Annotated in this window: 14 protein-coding genes; 7 read left to right on the top strand and 7 right to left on the bottom strand. The window is 70.1% G+C overall.

Going from position 1 to position 15388, the window contains the following annotated elements; all coding sequences use genetic code 11:
* Nucleotides 1-13: 13 nt before the first annotated feature.
* The 6 genes from U870_RS0118950 to U870_RS0118925 form a co-directional block, all read right to left on the bottom strand.
* Entirely contained in the window at nucleotides 14-2158 is a 2145-nt protein-coding gene (locus U870_RS0118950) for an APC family permease (RefSeq protein WP_081815357.1), read from the bottom strand.
* A 294-nt stretch (nucleotides 2159-2452) separates the two neighbouring features.
* Nucleotides 2453-3094, bottom strand: coding sequence for a PadR family transcriptional regulator (locus tag U870_RS0118945; RefSeq protein ID WP_025158950.1), 642 nt, complete (start codon nucleotides 3092-3094; stop codon nucleotides 2453-2455).
* Nucleotides 3091-3942, bottom strand: a complete 852-nt coding sequence (locus U870_RS0118940) for a DUF4097 family beta strand repeat-containing protein (RefSeq protein WP_025158949.1) — start codon at nucleotides 3940-3942, stop codon at nucleotides 3091-3093. Before U870_RS0118940 ends, U870_RS0118945 begins: the two co-directional genes overlap by 4 nt.
* A 370-nt stretch (nucleotides 3943-4312) precedes the next feature.
* Nucleotides 4313-4792: a hypothetical protein gene (locus U870_RS0118935; RefSeq protein ID WP_029947860.1), complete on the bottom strand. Its 480-nt coding sequence runs from the start codon at nucleotides 4790-4792 to the stop codon at nucleotides 4313-4315.
* 164 nt (nucleotides 4793-4956) lie between these two features.
* On the bottom strand, nucleotides 4957-5538 hold the full coding sequence (locus U870_RS0118930) for an antibiotic biosynthesis monooxygenase (RefSeq protein ID WP_025158947.1): 582 nt from the start codon (nucleotides 5536-5538) through the stop codon (nucleotides 4957-4959).
* A gap of 45 nt (nucleotides 5539-5583) precedes the next feature.
* A complete protein-coding gene (locus tag U870_RS0118925) occupies nucleotides 5584-6636 on the bottom strand; it encodes a LacI family DNA-binding transcriptional regulator (protein ID WP_025158946.1) in 1053 nt (350 codons plus the stop codon).
* 437 nt (nucleotides 6637-7073) lie between these two features.
* Here U870_RS0118925 and U870_RS0118920 point away from each other — a divergent pair, with 437 nt between their 5' ends.
* From U870_RS0118920 to U870_RS0118900, 5 genes are read left to right on the top strand one after another with little or no spacing between them, the layout of a single operon-like run.
* Complete coding sequence (locus tag U870_RS0118920) at nucleotides 7074-8324, top strand: sugar ABC transporter substrate-binding protein (protein ID WP_025158945.1); 1251 nt, start codon at nucleotides 7074-7076, stop codon at nucleotides 8322-8324.
* Nucleotides 8325-8338: 14 nt separating this feature from the next.
* Nucleotides 8339-9475 carry a carbohydrate ABC transporter permease gene (locus U870_RS0118915; protein WP_025158944.1) on the top strand — a complete coding sequence of 379 codons (1137 nt, stop codon included), beginning with the start codon at nucleotides 8339-8341 and terminating at the stop codon, nucleotides 9473-9475.
* Nucleotides 9472-10383 carry a carbohydrate ABC transporter permease gene (locus U870_RS0118910; RefSeq protein ID WP_025158943.1) on the top strand — a complete coding sequence of 304 codons (912 nt, stop codon included), beginning with the start codon at nucleotides 9472-9474 and terminating at the stop codon, nucleotides 10381-10383. The genes U870_RS0118915 and U870_RS0118910 overlap by 4 nt, the downstream gene beginning before the upstream one ends.
* Nucleotides 10380-11177, top strand: a complete 798-nt coding sequence (locus tag U870_RS0118905; RefSeq protein WP_025158942.1) for a Type 1 glutamine amidotransferase-like domain-containing protein — start codon at nucleotides 10380-10382, stop codon at nucleotides 11175-11177. The genes U870_RS0118910 and U870_RS0118905 overlap by 4 nt, the downstream gene beginning before the upstream one ends.
* Entirely contained in the window at nucleotides 11174-13171 is a 1998-nt protein-coding gene (locus U870_RS0118900; RefSeq protein WP_025158941.1) for a glycogen debranching N-terminal domain-containing protein, read from the top strand. Before U870_RS0118905 ends, U870_RS0118900 begins: the two co-directional genes overlap by 4 nt.
* A 161-nt stretch (nucleotides 13172-13332) precedes the next feature.
* On the opposite strand, the gene U870_RS0118895 is transcribed toward U870_RS0118900, so the two are convergent.
* The gene (locus U870_RS0118895) at nucleotides 13333-14406 is read right to left on the bottom strand and encodes an NAD(P)-binding domain-containing protein (RefSeq protein ID WP_025158940.1); all 1074 of its coding nucleotides are present in this window, start codon (nucleotides 14404-14406) and stop codon (nucleotides 13333-13335) included.
* Nucleotides 14407-14547: 141 nt separating this feature from the next.
* On the opposite strand from U870_RS0118895, the gene U870_RS0118890 reads away from it, so the two are divergent.
* Complete coding sequence (locus tag U870_RS0118890) at nucleotides 14548-14760, top strand: DUF3073 domain-containing protein (protein ID WP_025158939.1); 213 nt, start codon at nucleotides 14548-14550, stop codon at nucleotides 14758-14760.
* An 18-nt stretch (nucleotides 14761-14778) separates the two neighbouring features.
* Entirely contained in the window at nucleotides 14779-15369 is a 591-nt protein-coding gene (locus U870_RS24080; protein ID WP_043710420.1) for a hypothetical protein, read from the top strand.
* The last annotated feature ends 19 nt before the right edge of the window (nucleotides 15370-15388 follow it).

Here is a 15388-nt window from a genome sequence, read left to right as displayed (position 1 = left end):
GAGCGCGACGGGCTCAGCGCTTGGTGGGCGCCGGTTCCTTCGGGGCGGCCGGGGCCTCTCCGGCCGGCGCGGCGGGCGCCTCCGGAGCCGTGGCGACCGTGGGAGCCTCCGGCACGGAGTCCGGCTGTCCGACGGCGAGCGGCGTGGAGTGGATGTGGATGCGGGCGTGCGGCTTCGACGCGGGCACCAGCGGTCGCCGGGCGATCGCGCGCACGGGCTCTCCGCGACGATCCTGGCCGGGCAGCGGGCGCGAACGTCGACCGTAGATGAGCGACGAGGAGTCGAGCAGCCAAGGCACGAGAGCGACGGTGACGCCGTGGCACAGCATCAGCATCTTGGCGAGCCGCCGTGCCCGATGGTTGTGCAGGATGCCCTCCCACCAATGGCCGACGATGTACTGCGGCAGGTAGACGGTCGTCACTTCGGAGCCGTGTTCCTCACGCCGGTGCTTGAGGTACTTCACCAGCGGCACGCCGAACTCGCGATACGGCGACTCGATGATGGTCAGCGGCACATGGATGTTCTGCTCGATCCACTGCTTCTGCAGCTCCTCGGTCGCCTCCTCCTCGATGGAGACGTGGATCGCCTCGATCGAGTCGTGGCGAGCCGCGATGGCGTAGTCGAGCGCCTTGAGCGCCGGCTTCTGCATCTTGCCGACCAGCACGATCGCGTGGTCGCCGACCGAGCCGAACGTCGTGATCGGGTCGACCTCGATCTCCTTCTCGACGTCCCGGTAGTACCGGTTCACGCCGAGCATGAGGAACCACAGGATCGGCATGAAGATGAAGACGAGGTAGGCGCCGTGGGTGAACTTCGTGATCGTGACGACGATGAGCACGATCGCGGTCAGGCAGGCGCCGAAGGCGTTGATGCACAGGGACCGGATGATGCTGCTGCGCTCGCGACCGGTCTGGCCGCCCTCGCGCAGCAGCGTGATCCAGTGCTTCACCATCCCGGACTGGCCGAGGGTGAACGAGACGAAGACGCCGATGATGTAGAGCTGGATGAGCTGGGTCAGGTTCGCCTGGTAGACGAGCAGCAGGGCGGTCGCGGCCAGTGCCAGGACGATCATGCCGTTGGAGTAGACGAGGCGGTCGCCGCGGGTGTTGAGCGCCTTGGGGGCGTAGGAGTCGCGGGCGAGCACCGATCCGAGCAGCGGGAAGCCGTTGAAGGCGGTGTTCGCCGCGAGCAGCAGGACGATCGCGGTGGCGGCCTGGATGAGGAAGAAGAAGAACGTGTTGTTGCCGAACGTCGCGGAGGCGATCTGGGCGATGAGGCTGCGCTGCGGGGAGGTCGCGCACTGCGCCCAGCCCTGGAGGTCGCACGGATTCTCGGCGTAGTGCACGCCGCTGATCAGCGCGGTCGCGGTCAGTCCGGCGAACAGCACGATCGCGATGCCGCCCATGAGCCCGAGCGTCACGCGGGCGTTGCGGATCTTCGGGGTGCGGAAGGCGGGGACGCCGTTGGCGACCGCCTCGACCCCGGTCAGAGCGGAGCAGCCGGAGGAGAAGGCGCGCAGCAGCAGCAGGACCATCGCCGCCTGGGTGAGGCTGCCGGCGTGCACCTGGTAGCCGGCGGACTCCGCGACCGGGGCGTTGCCGAACACGGTGCGGATCAGCGCGGTCACGATCATCAGGAAGACGCTGCCGATGAAGATGTAGGTCGGCAGCGCGAAGGCCTTGCTCGACTCGCGGACCCCGCGGAGGTTGACGGCGGCGATGAGCACGACGCAGACCACGGCCAGCTCCACCCGCCAGGGAGCCAGGAACGGGAGGGCGGAGATCACGTTGTCGACGCCGGAGGCGACCGACACGGCCACGGTGAGCACGTAGTCCACCAGGAGCGCCGACGCCACGATGAGCCCGGCCTTCTCGCCGAGGTTCTTGTGGGCGACCTCGTAGTCGCCGCCTCCCGAGGGGTACGCCTTGACGAGCTGGCGGTAGCTGAGGACGACGGTGACGAGAAGAACGACCACGGCCGCGGCGACCCACGGGGCGAAGGTGAGGAACGAGAGCCCGCCGAGCAGCAGGATCATCAGGAGCTCCTGCGGCGCATAGGCCACGCTCGACAGCGCGTCGGAGGCGAAGATGGGTAGGGCGAGGTGCTTCGGGAGCAGCTGTCCTTCGAGCTTTTCGCTCGGAAGCGGGTCGCCGATCAACCAGCGCTTCGGGGATCTCCCCTCATTTGTCACGAGGGATGAGACTACTCGCTGCCAATACCCTGTCAAGTCGGCGCGTCGAGGGGGTGGGCTGTTGCGATTCCGCAAGGCTCGTGCCTCGGCCCTCCCACACCGCCGGATCCGCGGTAGGACGCGGCGGAACGGGGGTCGGCCGCTCTCTCTGAGATCTCTCAGAACGTTCGCCGGGAGTTGCTGTGCATTCCGCTCCCACCGTCCGACCCGCCGGCGGCACCGAGCGCAGATAGAAGCGCAACGACGACATCGACCCTCCCGTCAGCGCCGGCCGAGCGCCTCCAGGACGGCACGGCGCACACGCACGAGTTCGTCCTTCAGCAGCGTCACCGCCCCGTCCGGGAGGGTGCCGCGCGAGGCCTGCAGCCGCAGCTCGGTGCGCACCTGCTGGCGGAAGTCGTTGATCGCCACATCGGCGTCGCGGATCGCGGCGGAGGCGGCGGACCGCGCGTCGCGCGACGCCTCGCGGGCCGCATCGCGCGCCTCCCGACGCGGATCGACCCGGGTCGCGTCGCGCCGGTTCTCCCGGGCGGCCGAGGCGAGTTCGGCACGGAGGGTGCGCATCGCATCGTCCACCCCGGCGCGCACCTCGTCGGCGAGGCGGCGCACGGAGTCGGTCACCTCGTCCTCGATCGCGCCGAGCTCGTGCTCGCGCTCGGCGAGTTCGCGACGTCCCGCGTCGGTGATCGCGTAGACCGTCTTGCGGCCGTCGGCCTGCTTGGTGACCAGGCCCTCCTCCTCGAGCTTGGCCAGCCGCGGGTAGATGGTGCCGGCGCTCGGGGTGTAGGTGCCGCCGAAGCGGTCGGACAGCGCCTGGATCAGCTCGTACCCGTGGCGCGGCGACTCGTCGAGCAGGCTCAGCAGGTAGAGGCGGAGGCTGCCGTGGGCGAAGACGGGGGTCACGCCGACGCCCCCTCGCCGCCCTGCCGCGCATCCTCCGTGGTGGTGCGCGTGCTGCGCAGCACCGAGACGGCTCCGGAGACCGAGTTCACGTTGATGTCGACCCACGATCCGTCGAGGGAGCCGGTGGTGCCGCTGTACCCCTTGCCGACCGAACCGACGACCACGACGTTGTCGAGCTGAACGCGTCCGGAGACGGTGTTGGCGCGGTACCGGGCGCCGATCGCCTCCGGGATCCGGATCGTCGAGTCGCCCGAGACCGTGTTGATGGCGATCTCGTCCGGAGTGCCGGAGATGTCGGCCATCACGTCGCCCGAGACGCCGTCGACCGACAGCTTCGGGATGGTACCGCTGACGGTCACATCGCCGGACACGGTGTGCGCGTTGATGCGACCGGTGTGGCCGCGCACCGAGAGCTCGCCGCTGACCGAGTTCAGCTCGATGTCCCCCACCAGCCCGTCGGCGACGACGTCGCCGGAGACGGTGCTGAGTCGTGCGTCGCTGCGCAGGCCCGAGATGAGGGCCGTCGCCGAGACGACGCCGAACTTGAGCGCGACATCGCGGGGCACGAGGACGCTGACGTCGGCCTTCGCGTTGGAGCGCATCGACTTGAACACCTCGATGAAGTTGTCCCAGCGCAGCTGCGGGTGATCGATCTCCAGCCGGTCGCCGTCGATGGTGACCTTGAGGTCGCGCCCCTGGACCGTGTGGACCTCGATCCGTGCGCCGGGCTCGTCGTGCCCGATGATGTCGATCTGCCCGCCGATGAAGCCCACCTTGAGCGTGCGGACCAGCTCCACGTCGATCGTGCGGCTCTCGCCCGGCTGGATCAGCCACTTCTCCTGTGCCATCGTCCTGACCTCTCCTGTTCCGCCGCTGCCGTGCGGCGCTGATTCCGAGGAGGGTCCGGGCCGGATGCCCGGACCCTCGGTGACTCGCGATATATCGCGATGTTGACGAGAGTCACGATATATCGCGAGTTGCGGTCATCGCAACCCCCTCGGCCCGGAATCAGGGTCGGCTCAGGGTCCGGTCAGGGTCGGACGGGGACCCGGCCCGGACGCGCAGAAGGGGCGGTGCGTGTGTCGACGCACCGCCCCTGATCTAGCCCGCCGTGCGGGCCGCGAGGCGCTCCCGGGTCGCCCTCTTGAGGGCGGCCCAGCGGTCGCGGGTGACGCGGCGGCGTCTTTCGGATCGACGCTGAACCGCCCCCGCCGGCACCTACTCCGCGACGGCGGGGCTCGCACCCCGGCGCTTCGGAGCGACCATCCAGACGGCCCAGCCCAGCAGTGCGACGATCAGGCCGGCGCCCATGGCGAAGGCCGCCACGCCGAACGAGACCACCGACGTGAACAGCGAGGCCCGCAGGAACGATGCATTCATGACCATCGGGCGCAGCGGATCGTCCTGCTCGAGCTCGGCGTAGGTCTTGCCGCCCGAGAGTTTCTCCGCGTGGGTGTTGATGATGTCGGCCTGCGCCAGCGCGGTGAACGGCCCCGCGACCGTCTGGCCGCCGAACGCGGCGGCGTCCTCGCTGACGGTGATCTTCTGATCCTGGAGCTGGCTGCTCACCACGCCCCAGACGACGCCGCCGGCGATGATCATGACGAGTCCGGCCACGATGGCCAGGATGCCGACGGGGCGTACCAACCGGTTCGCCCAGGTGGAGGTTGCGGGTCGCGCTTCGGTTGCAACGGTCACGATGAGTCCTTCCGGCAGCGGACGTTCCGCCGCTTCGCATTCGTGCGGCGGGTGCCGCACGCTCAAATTCTACAAGCTGTAGAAGTTCGATATGCGAGATTCCTCGCCAAACGTCGCAAGGATCCGGTCAGAGCCTGCTGATCACCGTGCCGGGCCGCCGAGGATCATCGGCGCAGCCACGGCTGCAGGAGTCTCGTGACGAACGGGAGCAGCAGATACGTCATGGTCGGCGTGAGGCAGAGCGTGCTGATCAGCACGGTCGCCAGCGGCCAGAGCGCGTGCCAGCCCGGCACGAAGGTGACCGTCGCCCAGGTGAACAACAGCGACAGCGGGAAGAAGCCGAGCCAGATCGTGACGGCCTGCTTCCATCGCGGCGGCGCGACGGGCAGCCCCGGCTGCGGCGCGTCGAACCAGCCCTCGATGCCGGTGCGGCGCTCCACACGCGACACCTCGACGAGCTCGCGCCCGTCGTACAGCCAGGTCGCGCGGTCGTCCGACCCCTCCCATGCCTCGAGCGTCTCGGAGTCCGCGAAGCGGTAGAGCATGTGCCACTCGTCGGAGTCGGCGCGGGCGCGCACCCAGCCCGAACCGAGGAAGCCCTCGTACGTGTTCGCGAGATTCACGCCGGACTGGACCCAACGGGTCACTTCGGGCAGACGGCTGCCGTCGACGCGGCGGGTGATGGACACGGTGATCGGGAGGCGGTGCGCTTGTGGCGCATCCTGCAACGACTCTTGTGGAGACATGCCTCCATTGTCGCGGCCGCGCGTTACACCGGTGTTTCGTCCGCCTCAGCGCTGGGCGAAGATCGCGGGACCGTCGCGCACGACGAGCCGCGGGGCGACCAGTCGGTGCCGTGGATCGGTGAGGTCGTCGTCCGCACGCACCCGGCCGCCGTGCGCGCCGGTGAGCAGTTCGAGCACGCCCGCCGCGACGGCATCGAGCGGCTGCTCGACGCTCGAGTAGCCGAGGGAGGCCGCGACCGGGGTGTTGTCGTAGCCGATCACCGGCACCCGGCTGCCGACCACCGTCAGCGCGCCGAGGGCGAGCGAGTCGGAGGTGCAGACGACCGCGTCGACGCCCTCGGGGCCGGCCGTGGCCTCCAGCCGCCGCATGCCCTCGGCACCGAACGTGACACCGTCCTCGGCGGTGGCCTGCAGGGCAGCGAGGTCGGCCTCGGGGACGGCGCCCACCGCCCGCATGGCCTCCAGCCAGCCCTCTCGGCGGTCGTCGCCGGTCCCGGATCCGCTGGGCCAGCCGAGGAAGCCAATGCGTCGCGCACCCTGCGCCAGCAGATGAGCGGTGGCGTCACGGAGGCCCGAGCGTCCGTCGACGTCGACCCAGAGGTGCTCGGGGTCGGTCATGTCGTCGATCCCCCACGGGCGGCCGAAGGTCACGAACGACTGGCCGTGCTCGATCAGCCACTCCGTCCGGGGGTCGCCGTGGAAGGTGGACGTGAGCACGAAGCCGTCCACGTCCGCCGCGTCGGACAGGCGCTGGAACTGCGCGATCTCGTCGTCCGGGTCGTCCGCGGTGAAGAGCAGGACGCGCAGGCCCTGTCGGTCGGCCTGCTCGGTGAGGGCGTGCAGGAAGCGGTCGAGGATGCTTCCCGAGATGCCGTCCCGGGTGATCGGATCGAGCCGGATGCCGATCGTGGAGCTCTTCTGCGTGCGCAACCGGCGGGCGGAGGCGTGCGGGCGGTAGCCGAGGCGCACGATCGCGTCCTGCACGCGCTCGCGGGTCGCCGGGCGCACCAGCTCGGGGGCGTTGAGCACGTTGGAGACCGTCTGCCGGGAGACGCCGGCGGCGTCGGCGACATCACTGACGGTGGGCTGTGCACCCATGGCGGACTCCTCTCGGCTCGGTGCGGACTGACCTAGACCCTACCGTCTGCCTGCTTGACAGGCCGGGAGGGCCATGGTTATGGTGACTGCATTCCCATTTGATCGTTCAAATGCGACGCTAGCACGTTGCGATTTGATCGTTCAAGACGATTGATCGTTCAAGACGATTGATCGTTCAAGACGATGGGCGAACGAGAACTGATCGCACGACGGACCAGAGGAGGTCGGATGCCCGCACCGATGCGCAGCGTCCCTCCCCTGGACCGTCGCTCCCCGGCGGCCTCCTCGCAGGTTCGCTGGTCTACTGTCGGCGGCGCGGAGACACCGCGCCCGGCGCGCACCACAGCCTCCCCGCCGACCTGACCCGTCCACACTTTCCCGACCCCACCCTCAGCGTGTCCACCCGTTGGACACGCACACACCAAGGAGAGAAACACATGCGCAAGAACACCAACAGGTGGATCGCGAGCGGCGCCGTCGCCGTCGCGACCGCCCTGGCGCTGTCGGCCTGCGGCTCCGGCTTCAGCGGCAGCAGCAGCACCGACTCGGGCAAGCTCACGTCGTCCGACAAGGCCCTCACGGTCATGATCGGCTCGTCGGGCGACGCGGAGACCACCGCCGTCAAGTCGGCCGTCGCCGACTGGTCGAAGAGCTCGGGCACCAAGGCCTCCGTCGTCGCGGCCACCGACCTCAACCAGCAGCTCTCGCAGGGCTTCGCGGCGAAGAAGCCGGCCGACGTGTTCTACCTGTCGACCGACGCCCTCGCCGGCTACGCGTCCAACGGCTCGCTCCTCGCCTACGGCGACCAGCTGAGCAACAAGGACGACTTCTACCCGAGCCTGGTCAAGTCCTTCACCTACGACGGCAAGTTCTACTGCGCGCCGAAGGACTTCTCGACCCTGCAGCTCATCATCAACAACGACATGTGGAGCGCGGCCGGTCTGACCGACGCCGACATCCCGAAGACCTGGGACCAGCTCGAGTCGGTCAGCAAGAAGCTGACCACCGCCGACCACGTCGGCCTCGGCATCTCCGGTGAGTACGCCCGCATCGGCTCCTTCATGGTCCAGGCCGGCGGCAACCTCATGAACGACGACTCCACCAAGGCCACCGCGAACAGCGACGCCAACGTGAAGGCGCTCGACTACGTCAAGACGCTCCTCAACGGCGGCGAGCTGAAGTACGCCAAGGACGTCGGCGCGGGCTGGGGCGGCGAGGCGTTCGGCAAGGGCCTGGCCGCGATGACCATCGAGGGCAACTGGATCACCGGCGCGATGAAGTCCGACTACCCGGGCATCAAGTACACCGTCGCCGAGCTCCCCGCCGGCCCGGCCGGCCAGGGCACGCTGCAGTTCACCAACTGCTGGGGCATCGCCGCGGACAGCCCCAACCAGGCCGCCGCGCTCAAGCTCGTCGAGCAGCTGACCAGCAAGGACGACCAGCTCGCCTTCTCGGAGGCCTTCGGCCCGATGCCGTCGATCAAGTCGGCCGCCGCCGACTGGAAGAAGGCCAACCCGACCCTCGTCCCGTTCCTCTCCGCCGCGGACTACGCCAAGGGCGTCCCGACCGCGAAGGGCTCGGCCGACGTCGTCACCGACCTCAACAGCAAGCTGGAGTCGCTGGCCACGGGTGACCCGAAGGCCATCCTCGACGCGACCCAGAAGAACCTCGAAGCGCTGCTGAAGTAGGAACGAACCCTCCCATGTCGCAAACCACGAGTCGGTCTCGCCGTTCCGGAATCCGGCGCGGCGAGGCCGCCTCGGGGTGGTTGTTCACCGCCCCGGTCATCATTCTGCTCGGCGTGTTCCTCGTCGTCCCGGTGCTCATGGCACTGTGGGTGAGTTTCTCGGACTGGGGCGGCCGTGGCAGCCCCTTCTCCTCCGACGTCAACTTCATCGGCCTCAAGAACTACAGCTCCATCCTCGCCGGCGGCGGGCTGGCCGAGCAGGACTTCGGCATCTCCCTCAAGAACAACGCCTGGTACGTCGTCCTCGTCGTGCCGATCCAGACCGCCGTCGCCCTCGGCCTCGCGGTCCTCGTCAACCGGGCGGTGCTGCGCGGGCGCGGCTTCTTCCGCACCGCGTTCTACTTCCCCTCCGTGACCAGCTCGGTGGCCATCACCGTGCTGTGGCTCTTCCTCTTCAGCACCACCGGCGCCGTCAACCAGATGCTGTCCTGGATCGGGATCAACGGCCCGAACTGGTTCAACGACCCCGACGGCCTCGTCCACAACCTGCTGCGGGTCTTCGGCGTCACGCAGGGCCCGAGCGCGCTCACGCAGAACACCCTGCTCGGCGTCTCCTGGTGGGACTGGCTGGGCGGTCCCTCCGTCGCCATGACGGCCTACATCATCATGGCCGTCTTCACCACCAGCGGCACCTTCATGCTGCTCTTCATCGCCGCCCTGCAGAACCTCGGCGGCGACATCACCGAGGCCGCGATGATGGACGGCGCCAACGGCTGGCAGCGCTTCTGGCGCATCACCCTCCCCCAGCTGCGCCCCACCCTCTTCACGGTGCTCACCCTCGGCCTCATCGGCTGCTGGCAGGTCTTCGACGCCATCTACACGGGCACCAAGGGTGCACCGGGCAAGACAACGCTGACGCCGGCCTACCAGTCCTACAAGACCTCGTTCGTCGATCAGAACTGGGGACAGGGCGCGGCGATCGCGTTCATCCTGTTCGTCATCATCGTCCTGTTCACGATCTTCCAGCGCTGGGTGCTGCGTGAGCGCGCGGTGTCCAAGCGGCGGATGCGCCTCTACCAGCCCGCCGTCACGGCGAGCACCGCGGTGCCCGACGGCGTCGCCGCCGCGGCAGAGAAGGAGCCGAAGCGATGACCGCGACCCTGCCTGCAGCGCCGTCCGGCGCCGAGAACACGGCCACGACCGCACCCGCGCGGCCGCCGCGCCGTCGTTCCAACGGCACCATCGCCGCGACCTCGGTCAGCTACGCCATCCTGGTGGTCCTGGCGGTCGTCTACATCCTGCCGTTCCTCATCCAGCTGGCGACCTCGTTCAAGACGGACGCGGACGCCACCGCCCACCCGGTCTCCCTGATCCCCCAGGTGTGGACGACGGCCGCGTACACGAAGCTCTTCCTGAACTCCGACTTCCCCACCTGGTTCGCGAACTCGGCGATCGTGACGATCTTCGTGACCCTCGGGCGCGTCTTCTTCAACTCCCTGGCCGGCTACGCCCTCGCCCGCCTGCACTTCCGCGGCCGCGGCGTCATCTTCGCCGCCCTCGTCGCCGTGATGTCGGTGCCGATGGTCGTGCTGCTCATCCCGAAGTTCCTCGTGATCAACCAGCTGGGCATCTACGACTCCTACGCCGGCATGATCCTGCCGCTGCTGACCGACGCGGCCGGCGTGTTCATCATGAAGAACTTCTTCGAGTCGATCCCCGCCAGCGTGGAGGAGCAGGCGCGGATCGACGGCGCCAGCACCTTCCGGGTGTTCTGGTCGATCGTGCTGCCGATGGCGCGGCCGGCGCTCATCACCATCGTGATCCTGTCGTTCCAGGGGTCGTGGAACGAGCTCGCGCACTTCATCGTCTCGACGCAGGATCCCGCCCTCACCACTCTCACCAAGGGCGTCGCCGGCCTCGCCAGCGGCCAGCTGAGCCAGGGCAACCAGTTCCCGCTCAAGCTCGCGGCTGCGGCCCTCATGACCATCCCGGTGGCCGTGATGTTCTTCATCTTCCAGCGGCGCATCATGAACTCGAGCGAGGGCGCGGTGAAGGAGTGACCGCCACCGCCCCGACCATCGTCGCGACCTGCGGCGGCCTGAACGGCGGCGAGTGGACCGACTCCGTGTACGGCCCGCTCCTGCTCCACGCGATCGAGCTCGCCGAGGTGAGCGGACGCGCACCGCGCGTCACGCACATCAACACGGCGGGCGGCGACCAGCGGCACGTCGAAGGCGGCGAGCTCGAAGCCGCGCGCGCCGCCGGGGTCGATGCCAGCCATGTGCGGTTCTTCCCGCATCCGAACGTCGCCGACCTGCGCGAGCACCTGCTGCGCCAGGACGTCGTGTGGGTGAGCGGCGGGAGCCTCGTCAACCTGCTCGCGGTCTGGCGCGCCCACGGCCTCGACCGGCTGCTCACCGAGGCGTGGGAGGCCGGCGTCGTCCTGGCCGGCGGCTCCGCCGGTGCGCTGTGCTGGCACGAGGGCGGCACCACCGCCTCGTACGGCCCCGGGATCAGCGCGGTCCCGGACGGTCTCGGGCTGCTTGCCGGCTCGCTCGGCGTGCACTGGGACTCCGACCCGAACCGGCGGCCCGCGCACCTCGCGGCGATCGCCGACGGCACCCTCGGCGACGGCTACGCGCTCGAGGAGGGCGTCGGCCTCGTCTACCGCGGCCGTGACCTCGTCGACGTGATCGCCGAGCGCGAGGACGCCTCCGCCTGGCGACTGCACCGCGACGGGACGACCGTCGCGGAGTCGCGGCTGAACCCTCGCGTCCTGCCCCACCGATCCCCCGATCCTTCCCACCGAACCACACTCACACGCCCTATCGAGGAGGCGCGACAGCCACGATGACCCACCCGCTCCAACCCCTGCTGCACGACAGCGTCGTGGTCCTGACCGCGCCCAGCCAGGCGTGGTCGACCGCCGACGGCGACATCGACGGCGCCGGCATCCACGGGTTCTTCCACTCCGATCTGCGCGTGCTCGACCGCGTCGGCCTCACGGTCTCCGCCTCGAGCCTCGAGCACATCGCGACCGCCGGTCCCGACGCGGCCACCGCGGTCTTCACCTCCCTCGCCCGCGGGCTCGACGACTCCACCGCGGACCCGCGCGTCCGGGTCGAGCGCACCCGTGAGGTGCGTGCCGGGGTGCTGCGCGAGACCATCGTGGTCCGCAACGCGTTGCGCGAGCCGATCGCGACGACGGTCTCCGTCGCCGCCCGCGGAGACTTCAGCCCGATGCAGGTCGTGAAGGCCGGGCTCACGGGCGCCGAGCACCCGGTCCTGGCGACCGTGGAGGGCTCCACCGTCACGTACACGTCCGGACCGGTCACCGCCGTGCTGTCCGCCGACGGGGCGCAGGTCTCGGCCGAGGGCACCGCAGCGACGCTCGCGTGGGACGTCGAGATCGCCGCGCACAGCGCCGTCTCCGTCGCGTGGGAGATCGCCGTCGACGACCCGACCGCCGTGGTCGCCGGGGCCGGACCGTCCGCGGAGTGGGCGGCCTTCACCGCGTCCACGGGAGATTCGCGCCTGGCCTCGTGGCTGGACCGCGCGCTGGCCGACCTGCAGTCGCTGCGCATGACCACCACCGCGCGCCCCGACGACGTCTTCCTCGCCGCGGGCGCCCCGTGGTTCTTCACGCTCTTCGGCCGCGACTCGATCTGGGCGGCGCGGATGCTGCTCCCCCTGGGCACCGACATCGCCGGCTCCACCCTCCGCGTGCTCGCCTCGCTGCAGGGCACGGAGACGGTGGGCGAGACCGCCGAGCAGCCCGGCAAGATCATGCACGAGCTGCGCCCGTCGGCGCTCACCATCCCGGGCGAGGGCGTCGTGCTGCCTCCGCTCTACTTCGGCACCGTCGACGCGACCGCCCTCTGGATCGGGCTGCTGCACGACGCGTGGCGCTGGGGCCTGCCGGCCGACGAGGTCGAGGCCCTCCTGCCCGCGCTGGAGGCCGCCCTCCTCTGGATGCGCGATCACGGCGACAGCGACGGCGACGGCTTCCTGGAGTACCGCGACACCACCGGTCACGGGCTCGCGAACCAGGGCTGGAAGGACTCCGGCGACTCGATCCAGTGGAACGACGGCACCCTCGCCGACGGCCCGATCGCGCTGTGCGAGGTGCAGGGATACGCCTACGAGGCCGCGATCGGCGGCGCCGCCCTGCTGGAGGCCTTCGGACGCGAGGGCGCGGCGGAGTGGCGCGACTGGGCGGCTGCGCTCAAGGCGCGCTTCGCCGAGTCGTTCTGGATCGACGACCCGGCCGGCGCCTACCCGGCGATCGCCCTGGACGCCTCCAAGCGTGCGGTCGACACGGTGACCAGCAACATCGGGCACCTGCTCGGCACCGGGATCCTCCAGCCCGGCCAGGCCGAGCTGATCGCCCGCCGGCTCGCGTCGTCGGAGCTCTCCTCCGGCTACGGCCTGCGCACCATGTCGAGTGCGGCGGGCGGCTACTGGCCGCTCAGCTACCACGGCGGCAGCGTGTGGGCACACGACACGGCCATCGTCATCACCGGCCTGGCGCGCGAGGGCTTCGCCGACGAGGCGGAGCAGCTCTCGGACGGCCTGCTCGCCGCCGCGGACGGCTTCGGCTACCGGATGCCCGAGCTGCACTCCGGCGACAGTGCGGCCGAGACCGCCGCGCCCATCCCCTACCCGGCCGCCTGCCGCCCGCAGGCATGGTCGGCGGCCGCGGCCGTCGCCGTGCTGAGCGCTCGTCTGGGCCTGAGCGCGGACGCGCCCGCCGGCCGCTTCGATGTGGCTCCCGGGGCCGCCGCCGCGAACACCCACGTGCGCGGCGTGCGCTTCGCCGGCGAGCCGCGCGACATCGACGTGCCGTAGAGCACACCCCCTCGGAAGGGCCCGGCGCGCACTCCGCGCCGGGCCCTTCCGTCGTTCTCGACCGCCGAGGTTCACGTCGTTGCGCTCATTCCCGCGAAATGGGAGCAACGACGTGAACTTCGAAGGCCCGAGGAGCTGCGGGCGAGGGGGAAGGGGGAGAGTTAGAGCTGGGCCATGATCTGGCGGGCGATGACGCGGCCTGCGCGGTTCGCGCCGATGGTGCTCGCCTGCGGTCCGTACCCGGCCAGGAAGATGCGGCCGTCCTGCCAGGACGCTCCGGAGGCGACCGTCAGTCCCCCCTCCTTCTCGCGCAGCTTGAGCGGCGCGAGGTGGCGGAGCTCGGGGCGGAAGCCGGTCGCCCAGACGATCGCGTCGGCCCGGGTGAACGAGCCGTCGCTCCAGCGCACGCCATCGGGCTCGACGGCGGCGAACATCGGGCGCTCGACGAGCACACCGCGTTCGATCCCGGCCGCGATGCGGCGCGTGCGCGGAACGCCGGTCCCGCTGACAATGCTCGGCAGGGCCGCGCCCGCCCGCGCCGCCGCATCCTGCTGCTGGACCGCCGCGACGCCACCCTCGATGGTGAGCTCGGACTCGTCGCGGAAGTCGACCGGACGGCGGGTCGCCCATGCGAGTTCGGCGGCGACGCCCTCCAGTTCGAGCAGGAAGCCGATCGCGCTCGTCCCGCCGCCGACCACGACGACCGACTGGCCGGCGAACTCGGCGGCCGAGACGTAGTTCGACGTGTGCACATGCCGCCCGGAGAATGTGTTCATGCCCGGGTACCACGGCACGAACGGCGCTCCCCAGGTCCCGGACGCGTTCACCACGACCCGGGTGGCGGTCTCCCCGGCGGAATGACGCACGACGAGATCGGCGCCGCGGTCGAAGACGCTGGACACGGCGATCGGGCGCTGGACCTGCAGCCCGAAGTGGTCCTCGTAGCGGCGGTAGTAACCGGCGACGATGTCCTTCGCCGGGAGGGACCGGTCGGCGGTCTCGAAACTGAGCCCGACCTCGGCCATCCCCGGCAGATCATTGACGTGATGGGCACTGCCCAGCTTGAGCGCATCCCACCGGTGCTGCCACGCGCCTCCGGTCACCGGACCCCGGTCGAAGAGGACGAAATCCTCGCCAGGAGTAAGCTCGAAACGTCGCAGATAGTAGGCGACCGCGAGCCCGGCTTGGCCCGCACCGATGACGACCACCTGGGTCTCGGTCCTGGTCGTGGTCACGGTGTCATCCCATCATGTCCGGCTGTGCGCATACTCGGGGTCCATGGGGGCCCGCATGCTAAACTCGATGCTAGTTTTGATTGTTTCTGTTCGGATCCCCGGGAGCCTCGCCCCCGGGCTGGGACCAAAAGGGGGTCACGCATGGGGCGCGGCCGTCAGAAGGCAAAGCACACCAAGATCGCGCGTGAGTTGAAGTCGTTCAGCCCGACTGTCAACTACGACGCTCTCGAGCGCGAGCTGACCGGACATTCACACCACGAGGACGACCAGTACGCCGCGTGGGCCGACTACGAGCCCGAGGACTCCGGCGACGGGTACGAGGACGAAGAGACCGAGACGCCGAAGCGCGCCTGACCGGTCCGGTTCCTCGCTGTGCGTGACGGCCTCGCCATCGTGCGAGCCGACCAGCCCCGCCGTGCGGAGCTGGAGGCGGCCGGGTGGATCGTCGTCGCGCGCTCGTTCGGCGCCGGTCTCGACCACGATCGTCTCGATCGGGATCGGCTCGGCGCGCTGATCGCGCACGCACGCGAACACGTCGCACTCCATGAGCTCACGTCGGCCGACGTCGATGCGATGCTGGCCCTCGACGCGGCGACCGGAGCGGACTATCCGGGAGGGGTCGCGACCCGTCACGCCCCGCTGGACCGCACGACCGCGACACCGGGCCCCGCGCGGCGCGCGTTCGGCGCGGTCGCACCGGACGGCGACCTCGTCGCGATGACCGTCGTCGACCTCAACGGCGAGACGGCGGAGACGGACTTCACCGTCGTCCATGCGGAATGGCGCCGGCGTGGCATCGGCGTCGCCGTGAAGGCCGCCTCGCTCCTCGCGCTCGACGCGGACGGGGTGCGCCGCTTCCGCACGGGAGGGTCTGCCGAGAACGCAGCGATCCTCGCCGCGAACACCGCTCTCGGGTATGTGCGCGACGAGGAATGGCTGACCCTGGCCGCGCCGACGGCGTAGCGAGGGCCGGGCTTCCGTG

The organism is Leifsonia aquatica H1aii (assembly GCF_000633535.1).
Taxonomy (GTDB): Bacteria; Actinomycetota; Actinomycetes; order Actinomycetales; family Microbacteriaceae; genus Leifsonia; species Leifsonia aquatica_A.
Note: the sequence above shows the minus strand (reverse complement) of the source record. Positions and strands in the feature narration are given on the sequence as shown.

What these genes read in the sequence shown, in the direction of transcription:
- U870_RS0118920 (WP_025158945.1), top strand. Translation starts at nt 7,074, where the DNA reads ATGCGCAAGAACACCAACAGGTGGATCGCGAGCGGCGCCGTCGCCGTC.
- U870_RS0118930 (WP_025158947.1), bottom strand. Translation starts at nt 5,538, where the DNA reads ATGTCTCCACAAGAGTCGTTGCAGGATGCGCCACAAGCGCACCGCCTC.
- U870_RS0118910 (WP_025158943.1), top strand. Translation starts at nt 9,472, where the DNA reads ATGACCGCGACCCTGCCTGCAGCGCCGTCCGGCGCCGAGAACACGGCC.
- U870_RS0118900 (WP_025158941.1), top strand. Translation starts at nt 11,174, where the DNA reads ATGACCCACCCGCTCCAACCCCTGCTGCACGACAGCGTCGTGGTCCTG.
- U870_RS0118925 (WP_025158946.1), bottom strand. Translation starts at nt 6,636, where the DNA reads ATGGGTGCACAGCCCACCGTCAGTGATGTCGCCGACGCCGCCGGCGTC.
- U870_RS0118890 (WP_025158939.1), top strand. Translation starts at nt 14,548, where the DNA reads ATGGGGCGCGGCCGTCAGAAGGCAAAGCACACCAAGATCGCGCGTGAG.
- U870_RS0118915 (WP_025158944.1), top strand. Translation starts at nt 8,339, where the DNA reads ATGTCGCAAACCACGAGTCGGTCTCGCCGTTCCGGAATCCGGCGCGGC.
- U870_RS0118940 (WP_025158949.1), bottom strand. Translation starts at nt 3,942, where the DNA reads ATGGCACAGGAGAAGTGGCTGATCCAGCCGGGCGAGAGCCGCACGATC.